Source organism: Streptomyces sp. UNOB3_S3 (genome assembly GCF_020740895.1).
Taxonomy (GTDB): Bacteria; Actinomycetota; Actinomycetes; order Streptomycetales; family Streptomycetaceae; genus Streptomyces.
The window spans coordinates 1-7,573 of record NZ_JAILXP010000348.1 but is presented as its reverse complement, the minus strand read 5'-3'; the positions used below and the strand labels follow the sequence as shown (position 1 = coordinate 7,573).

General features: G+C 70.4%; 9 protein-coding genes. 7 read left to right on the top strand and 2 right to left on the bottom strand.

The window, feature by feature from the left end; genetic code table 11:
- The 3 genes from K6I33_RS28340 to thrS all read left to right on the top strand — a co-directional run.
- On the top strand, nucleotides 1-1,359 hold a 1,359-nt coding region (locus K6I33_RS28340), incomplete at its 5' end, for an extracellular solute-binding protein (protein WP_229357385.1).
- Nucleotides 1,356-2,234 (top strand): carbohydrate ABC transporter permease, encoded by an 879-nt coding sequence (locus K6I33_RS28335; RefSeq protein ID WP_229357384.1) that lies wholly within the window; start codon nucleotides 1,356-1,358, stop codon nucleotides 2,232-2,234. The genes K6I33_RS28340 and K6I33_RS28335, both read left to right, overlap by 4 nt.
- Nucleotides 2,235-2,406: 172 nt before the next feature.
- Complete coding sequence (gene thrS / locus K6I33_RS28330; RefSeq protein WP_374285981.1) at nucleotides 2,407-3,663, top strand: threonine--tRNA ligase; 1,257 nt, start codon at nucleotides 2,407-2,409, stop codon at nucleotides 3,661-3,663.
- Between the two features lie 42 nt (nucleotides 3,664-3,705).
- Here the strand turns inward: thrS and K6I33_RS28325 are convergent, their stop codons facing one another.
- The gene (locus K6I33_RS28325; protein WP_229357382.1) at nucleotides 3,706-4,134 is read right to left on the bottom strand and encodes an ATP-binding protein; all 429 of its coding nucleotides are present in this window, start codon (nucleotides 4,132-4,134) and stop codon (nucleotides 3,706-3,708) included.
- Nucleotides 4,135-4,328: 194 nt separating this feature from the next.
- On the opposite strand from K6I33_RS28325, the gene K6I33_RS28320 reads away from it, so the two are divergent.
- Nucleotides 4,329-5,180, top strand: a complete 852-nt coding sequence (locus tag K6I33_RS28320; protein ID WP_229357381.1) for a Scr1 family TA system antitoxin-like transcriptional regulator — start codon at nucleotides 4,329-4,331, stop codon at nucleotides 5,178-5,180.
- A 10-nt stretch (nucleotides 5,181-5,190) separates the two neighbouring features.
- Nucleotides 5,191-5,544: a DUF397 domain-containing protein gene (locus K6I33_RS36110; RefSeq protein ID WP_275126793.1), complete on the top strand. Its 354-nt coding sequence runs from the start codon at nucleotides 5,191-5,193 to the stop codon at nucleotides 5,542-5,544.
- On the opposite strand, the gene K6I33_RS28305 is transcribed toward K6I33_RS36110, so the two are convergent.
- Nucleotides 5,510-6,301 (bottom strand): VOC family protein, encoded by a 792-nt coding sequence (locus tag K6I33_RS28305; protein ID WP_229357380.1) that lies wholly within the window; start codon nucleotides 6,299-6,301, stop codon nucleotides 5,510-5,512. The two genes, K6I33_RS36110 and K6I33_RS28305, sit on opposite strands and share 35 nt — an antisense overlap.
- Nucleotides 6,302-6,537: 236 nt before the next feature.
- Here K6I33_RS28305 and K6I33_RS28300 point away from each other — a divergent pair, with 236 nt between their 5' ends.
- Complete coding sequence (locus K6I33_RS28300) at nucleotides 6,538-6,993, top strand: CBS domain-containing protein (RefSeq protein WP_229357379.1); 456 nt, start codon at nucleotides 6,538-6,540, stop codon at nucleotides 6,991-6,993.
- A gap of 39 nt (nucleotides 6,994-7,032) precedes the next feature.
- A complete protein-coding gene (locus K6I33_RS28295; protein ID WP_229357378.1) occupies nucleotides 7,033-7,455 on the top strand; it encodes a CBS domain-containing protein in 423 nt (140 codons plus the stop codon).
- The last annotated feature ends 118 nt before the right edge of the window (nucleotides 7,456-7,573 follow it).

Genomic DNA, 7,573 nt, shown 5'->3' with positions numbered 1-7,573 from the left:
GCCCACACCCCCGTACTCCTCGTCGCCCTCACCGCCCTCGCCGCCACCTCCGTGGTGTCGTGCGGGAGCGGTTCCGGTGACGACGACCCGGACACGATCAAGGTCGCCTATCAGCGCAGCACGGACAACAAGGTCCGGATCATGGACGACTACCTCGCCGTGGTCAAGAAGCGGTTCGAGCAGGAGAACCCCGGGAAGAAGCTGCGACTGCTGCCGATCCAGGCCTCCCAGGAGGACTACTACACCAAGATCCAGCAGATGATGCGGTCGGCGAAGACCTCCCCGGACGTCGTCCGCGAGGACACCTTCCTCATCAACTCCGACATCACCAGCGGCTATCTGAGACCGCTGGACGACAAGCTGGCCGGCTGGAAGGACTGGGGCCGCTTCGTGCCGGCCGCCAAGGCGTCCGCGCGGGGCGCGGACGGGAAGACGTACGGGGTGCCGGACGGCACCGACACCCGCGCCCTGTGGTTCAACAAGGAGATCTTCGCCAAGGCCGGGCTCCCCGCCGACTGGCGGCCCCGGACCTGGAACGACGTCCTCGACGCCGCCCGCGCCGTCAAGCGCGCCGTCCCCGGCGTCATCCCGCTCAACGTCTACACCGGCAAGGGCGCCGGCGAGGCCGCGACGATGCAGGGCTTCGAGATGCTGCTGTACGGCACGGGCCCGGACCCGCTCTACGTCCCGGCGGAGAAGAAGTGGGTCGCGGGGAGCAAGGGCTTCCGGGACGCCCTGGACTTCGTCCGCACCGTCTACGCCGAGAAGCTCGGCCCGGAGCCGTCCGACGCCCTCGACCCCAACATCTCCACCCATGTCGCCACCGAGTGGCTCCCCGCCGGGAAACTCGCCATCGACCTCGACGGCAACTGGCTCGGCAAGTACTGGATCGACTCCGGCGCGAAGCCCTGGCCCCGCTGGACGGCGGTCATGGGCCGCGCCGCCTTCCCCACCCAGGACGGCCGCGACCCGGGCCGGGTGAGCCTCTCCGGCGGCTGGACATGGTCGATCGGCGCCAAGTCCACCAAGGCCGACCTAGCCTGGCGGGCCATCGCATTCATGCAGACGCCCGACAACGCCACGGAATGGACCGTGCGCGACGGCCAGATCGCCGTCCGGGACGACGTGGCGGCCTCCACCAAGTACCGGGCGTCCATGCCGGGCATCGGCTTCTTCACCGACCTCGTCAAGGACACCCACTGGCGCCCCGCCCTCCCCGTCTACCCCCGGGTGTCGAACGCGATCCAGGAGGCCATGGAGTCCGTCACGACGGGCGACGCCGACGCGGCAAAGGCGGCGCGGGCGTACGACGAGCGGCTGCGGTCGATCGTGGGCGGTCCGGGCGTGACGACACGATGACGTCCTCCGTACCCGTCGCCGTACGCCGGGCGGCACGCTGGCTCCCCCTGGCCCCGGCCACGACCCTGCTGCTCCTCTTCCTGGCGGGCCCGGTCGCGTACTGCGTCTGGCTCGCCTTCACCGACACCCAGCTGACGGGCCAGGCGACGGCGTCCTTCGTCGGACTGGCCAACTTCCGCCGGGCGTTCGGGGATCCGGACTTCCGTAACGCGGTGGTGCTGACGCTGGTCTTCACCGTCGTTTCCTCCCTCCTCGGCCAGAACTCCCTGGGATTCGCGCTGGCGGCCCTGATGCGGCACGCCTCGAAGGCCGTACGGACGGCGACGGGGACGGTCGTCGTCGCGGCCTGGGTGGTCCCGGAGATCGTCGCGGGGTTCCTGCTGTACACGTTCTTCAACCGGCGCGGCACGCTCAACGCGGTGCTGGAGCTGCTCCATCTCCCGCAGCAGAACTGGCTGTTCACCCTGCCGATCCTGGCGGTGTCGTTCGCCAACGTCTGGCGCGGCACGGCGTTCTCGATGCTGGTCTACTCGGCGGCGCTGGCGGAGATCCCGCAGGACGTGACGGAGGCGGCGGAGGTCGACGGCGCGCGCGGCCTCCGCCGCTTCTGGCACATCACCCTGCCGCTGCTGCGGCGCTCGATCGGCACGAACCTCATGCTCAACACCCTGCAGACGCTGTCGGTCTTCGGCCTGATCTGGGCGATGACGCGCGGCGGCCCGGGAAACCGCAGCCAGACGCTGCCGGTGTTCATGTACGACCAGGCGTTCCTGAAGTCGCTGATCGGCTACGGCACGGCGGTGGCGCTGTTGCTGCTGGTGGTGGGGGCGCTGTTCGCGGCGGTGTACGTACGGCTGCTACGCGAGGAGGTCTGAGGCGGGCGTGGCAGCCGAAGGAGAAAGTCCGTGTACCGGGGGGCCGGTGCGGTGCTACGCTCCCGGCCATGAAGCGCGCTGGTCAGTTCATGACGACGACGCCGGAGAGTGTCCCGGCGCGCTGACAGCTGTTCTGTCCGAAGCCCCGGGGCGAGTGCCCCGGGGCTTCGCCGTGTGGTCACTCGCCTCGCCCCACGAGGAGACCACGATGCACGACCACCGCAAGCTCGGCCGCGAGCTGGACCTGTTCGACACCGATCCGCTGATGGGCGCGGGCCTGCCGTACTGGCTGCCCGACGGCGCCACCGTCCGCCACGCCCTGGAGGAGTACATCCGCGACGCCGAACGCCGCGCCGGCTACCAGCACGTCCACTCGCCCGTACTGGGCAAACGCGAGCTGTACGAGATCTCCGGGCACTGGTCCCACTACAGCGACGACATGTTCCCGCCCATGGACCTCGGCGGCGAGCAGGTCGTCCTCCGCCCGAGCCTCTGTCCCCACCACGCCCTGATCTACCGCTCCCGTGCCCACAGCTATCGCGAACTCCCCCTGCGCATGGCCGAACTGGGCGGCATGTACCGCTCGGAGCTCTCCGGCGTCCTCGGCGGCCTCACCCGCGTCCGCGCGATCCAGCTCAACGACGGCCATGTCTTCTGCACCCTCGACCAGGTGGCCGACGAGGCCCGCGCCGCCCTGGAGCTCATCCGGCAGGCGTACGAGGTCCTGGGCATCCGCCCCGCCCGCTACCGGCTGTCCCTCGCCGGCTCGGGCGGGAAGTACGTCGCCGCCCCGGACATGTGGCGGCGCGCCGCGGACCTGCTCACCGGGGTCCTGGACGAACTGGGCCTGGAGTACGAGGCCGTCGAGGGCGAGGCGGCCTTCTACGGCCCGAAGATCGACGTCCAGATCACCGACCCGGCCGGCCGCGAGGCGACCCTGTCGACCGTCCAGGTCGACTTCCACCAGCCCGAACGCTTCGGCCTCGAATACGTGGGCGCCGACGGCGCGAAGCACCGGCCGGTGATGGTGCACCGCGCCATCATCGGCAGCGTGGAGCGGCTGGTGGCCCATCTCGTCGAACTCCACGGCGGGGCGTTCCCGGCGTGGCTGGCACCGACCCAGGTGGCGATCCTCCCGGTGTCGGACGAGCAGTGGCCCCGGGCCGAGGAGCTGCGCCGCCGCTGCCTGGACGAGGGCTTGCGGGCCCGGATCGCGGGCCCGGAGGAGGGCACCCTCGGGGCGAGGATCCGCGCGGCACGGCTGGTTCCGTACCAGGCGGTGATCGGCGCGATGGAGGTGGCGGCCGGCGAGGTCGCGGTGCGTCTGCGGGACGGGCGCCGGCTGGCCCCCCTGCCGGTGGGTGAAGCCGTCGCGGGGGTGGCCGCGTCGGTGGCGGCCCGCAGCGGCGAACTCTGGGACGGCCGCTAGCGCCCCGGGGCGGGCGGAGGCCCGCCCCTCAGGCGTTCTGGATCAGGCGCTCAGCGCGACGGGCTCACGCAGCTCGAACCACACGCTCTTGCCGACGACGGCGAGGTCCCTCCACACCAGCGTGACCCCGGACGCCGCCGCGAGCCCGCGCACGAGGGCCAGGCCCCTGCCGTGCTCGTCCTCGGCGGTGGCCTCGCCGAGGCGGCGGTACGGCCGCCGCACCGGGTCGTCGTCGCGCACGGCGACGACGACCCGGTCGCCGTGCACGGTCACCTCGACGGCGAGCACGGGCACGCGCGCGTGCTGCACGACGTTCGCGACGGTGTCGGAGACGCAGATCCGCGCGCTCTCGATCAGCGGGTGTCGCTCCGCCGCGACGAGCACGGCGGTGACGAATTCGCGTGCGACGCGGGCGGTTGGGGCGATGGCCGGGGCCATCAGTTCGTAGCGTTCGAGTGATGCCGTACCCATGGGTTTGCCTCCAGGTGGGTGGCGCAACTGCCTTGCGGGCAGGCGCGGTTCGCCGTTTTCGGACGTGACGTCCGGCACGTCTTCGACGGTAGGGCACCGGGTCTAAGTTTTGCGACCCAACGGACTAATCAATGGAACGAGTGGACCTCGGTTGGGTCACGGTCCACACTGATGGGCAAACAGAAGGGGAACCGATGCCACCGAGGAAGGCCCCCACAGCCCGCCAACGGCGAGTGGGCGCCGAGCTCCGCAAGATGCGCGAGCACGCCGGCCTGACGCCCGCACGAGCCGCCGAACTGCTGGGCACGGACCGAGCCAGCATCAGCAACACGGAGGCAGGCCGCTTCGGCGTCAGCGGTGAACGTGTACGGACTTGGGCGTCGCACTACAAGTGCCCTGACGCGGCGTATGTGGACGCGCTCGCCGCGATGGCGGAAGAGCGCGTCAAAGGGTGGTGGGAGGACTCTCGTGGCACCATCTCGACGGGAGCGCTGGACCTCGCCGAGGCTGAGTACCACGCGCAAGCGCTGACCTCACTGCAGGTGGTCTACATCCCGGGACTTCTGCAGACGGAAGAGTATGCGCGGGCGGTGTTCGGACAGAGCGTTCCCAAATTGGCGCCGCTGGATGTCCAGCGGCGCGTCTCCTATCGCATGCAGCGCAAGCGCGTCACTGAACGCAGTCCGGCCACGCCCTGCACGTTCCTGATCCATGAGGCCGCGCTACGCATGATCTTTCCCGGCGTCGACGGGCAACGGCGACAGCTGGAACGGCTGGTGGAGGCGAGCGATCAGGACGGGATCTCCATCCGCGTCATCACGTTCGCGACCGGCGCGTTCCCTGGCGCCAACAGCTCACTCACCTTTGCCTCAGGTGCTGTACCACAGCTGGACACCGTAGCCCTCGACACGGCTCACGGTTCGGTGCTCCTGGACGCGCAATCGCATCTGGAGAACTACCGGTGCATCCTGAAGCGCACGCTGGAGACTTCCCTTCCTCCGAGGAAGTCACGCGACTTCATCAACAGAATCGCAAGAGAACTGTGAAGGCGTAAGCATGTCGGACACAACGTGGCAGAAGTCGTCGTTCTCAGGGGATCGCGACGACTGCGTCGAACTGACCAACTCCAGCGGCCTCATAGCCATCCGCGAAAGCGACACGCCGTCGACGGTCTTACAGGCCCGCGCGCGAAGCGTCGCCGCGCTCATCGCATGGCAGAAGTCGTCGTTCTCGACGGACTCGCAGGGCGACTGCGTCGAGCTGGCCCGCATCCGCGACCGCCGCATAGGCATCCGCGAGAGCGACGCCCCCGCGACCGTCGTCGCAACGACCCCACCCCGCCTGCGGGCGCTGCTGGCCGCCGTCAAGGCGGGGGTCACCCCGCCGTCTGAACCGGCGGGTTCGGCTTGATGACGGCGTAGGGCGCCCCGAAGGGGTCCGCGAGCCAGGCCATGCGGCCGACGTCCGGGACGTCGGACGCCGGCATGAGCACCGTCCCACCCGCACCCTGCGTGTTGGTGACGACCTCGTCGACGTCGGTGACGGCGAAGTACGGGATCCAGCGCGGGATTTCGGACTCCTCCCGCAGGGGGACGACGCCGCCGAACGACGCGTCCTGGAGCTCGCCCTCCGCCGTGGAGAGGACCGTGTACGTCATGCCGGGGACCTTCATGTCCTCGGAGCGCCAGCCGAACAGGGTCCGGTAGAAGGCCTTGGCCGCCGTGGGGTCGCCGGTGTGGAGCTCGGCCCAGCACAGGGCGCCCTCGTCGGAGGCCTTCTCCAGGCCGCCGACGGCGGCGGGCTGCCAGACGGCGAACTCCGCTCCGGTCGGGTCGGTGAAGCAGCCCATCCGCCCGGCCTCCATCACGTCGAAGGGCGCCTCGCGGACCGTGCCGCCGCCCTTCTCGACGGCCTGGGCCGTGGCGTCGGCGTCGGGTGTCTGGAAGTAGACGGTCCAGGCGGAGCTGGCGGCCTCGTCGGTGAGGGGGCCGAGGGCGGCGACGGTGGCGCCGTTGAGCTTGAAGAAGCCGTATCCCCCGGCCTCGGGGCCTGCCGACTCGTAGGACCAGTCGAAGACGCGCCCGTAGTAGGCGGCGGCCGCGTCCGTGTCGGGACTGCCGAGGTCCAGCCAGTTGGGGGCGCCGGTGACAAAGTTCGTGGTGAGCATGGTGGCGTGCTCCTTCGGGACTCCGGGAGACCTCCACCGGGTTTCCCCGGACGGATCCCAGTCTCGCACCGGCCACTGACACTCGCCCGGCCTGGGGGATCGCCCCCGGGGGCCGTGGGACCGGGTGTCACCCGAACGGAGTAACCCTCCGATCGCCGGGAGGCGCGGTGAGGGAGACGATGGAGGTGCCGGGCGCACCGGACGGTCGTGCCCGGGGCGACGAAGGGAGTCCGGTCATGGCCCGTACCGCCGGCGAACGACCGCTCACGTGCCGCGACATCATGCACGAGGGTGTGCGGTGCATCGGAGCGCACGAGTCCCTTTTCCAGGCCGCGAAGCTGATGCGCGAGCTGAACGTCGGCTCGCTGCCCATCTGCGGCGACGACAACCGGCTGAAGGGCCTGGTCACCGACCGCGACATCGTCGTGGAGTGCGTGGCGACCGGGCGCGACCCGGCGTCCGTCGAAGCCGGGGCCCTGGGCGGCGCGCTGCACTGGATCGACGCGGACGCGAACGCCGCCGAGGCGCTGGAGACCATGGAGATCCACCGGATCAAACGGCTGCCGGTGATCGACGTGGCGGACGGCCACCGTCTGATCGGCATGATCAGCGAGTCGGAGCTCGCCAAGAACCTCACGGACGAGCAGATCGCGGAGTTCGCGGGGCGGGTCTACGCGGCCGCGGCCGCCTGAGGACACAAGCATCGGGGAAGTCGATGGAGGCGGGTCATCATGACCAGAGCCAAGGACATCATGCACGAGGGCGCCCAGTGGATCACGCGTGACGAGACGCTGTCCCGGGCCGCCCAGGTGATGGAGATGCTCAACGTGGGCGCCCTGCCCGTCAGCAACGACGAGGGGCGGCTGTGCGGCATCATCACCGACCGCGACATCGTGGTGAAGTGCCTCGCCCAGGGACGGGACCCGGCCAAGGTCAGGGCGGGCGAGCTCTGCGAGGGGACGCCGCGCTGGATCGACGCCAACGCGGACGTCGACGACGTCCTGCACGAGATGGAGAGCCACCGGATCCGCCGGCTGCCGGTGATCGAGAACAAGCGGCTGGTGGGCATGATCAGCGAGGCGGACGTGGCCCGGCACCTGCCGGACGACAAGGTCGCCGAGCTGGTCGGGATGATCTACTCACCGGCCAAGTGACGGCCCGGGGACGGGTACGCCCTCTGCTGTCCGGCCCGTGCGCGCGCTACGCTCCGAGCGGCTGACCGCGCGGTTCCGCGCGGATCCGCGCACGTCGCGCACGGAGGTGCCATGCGCC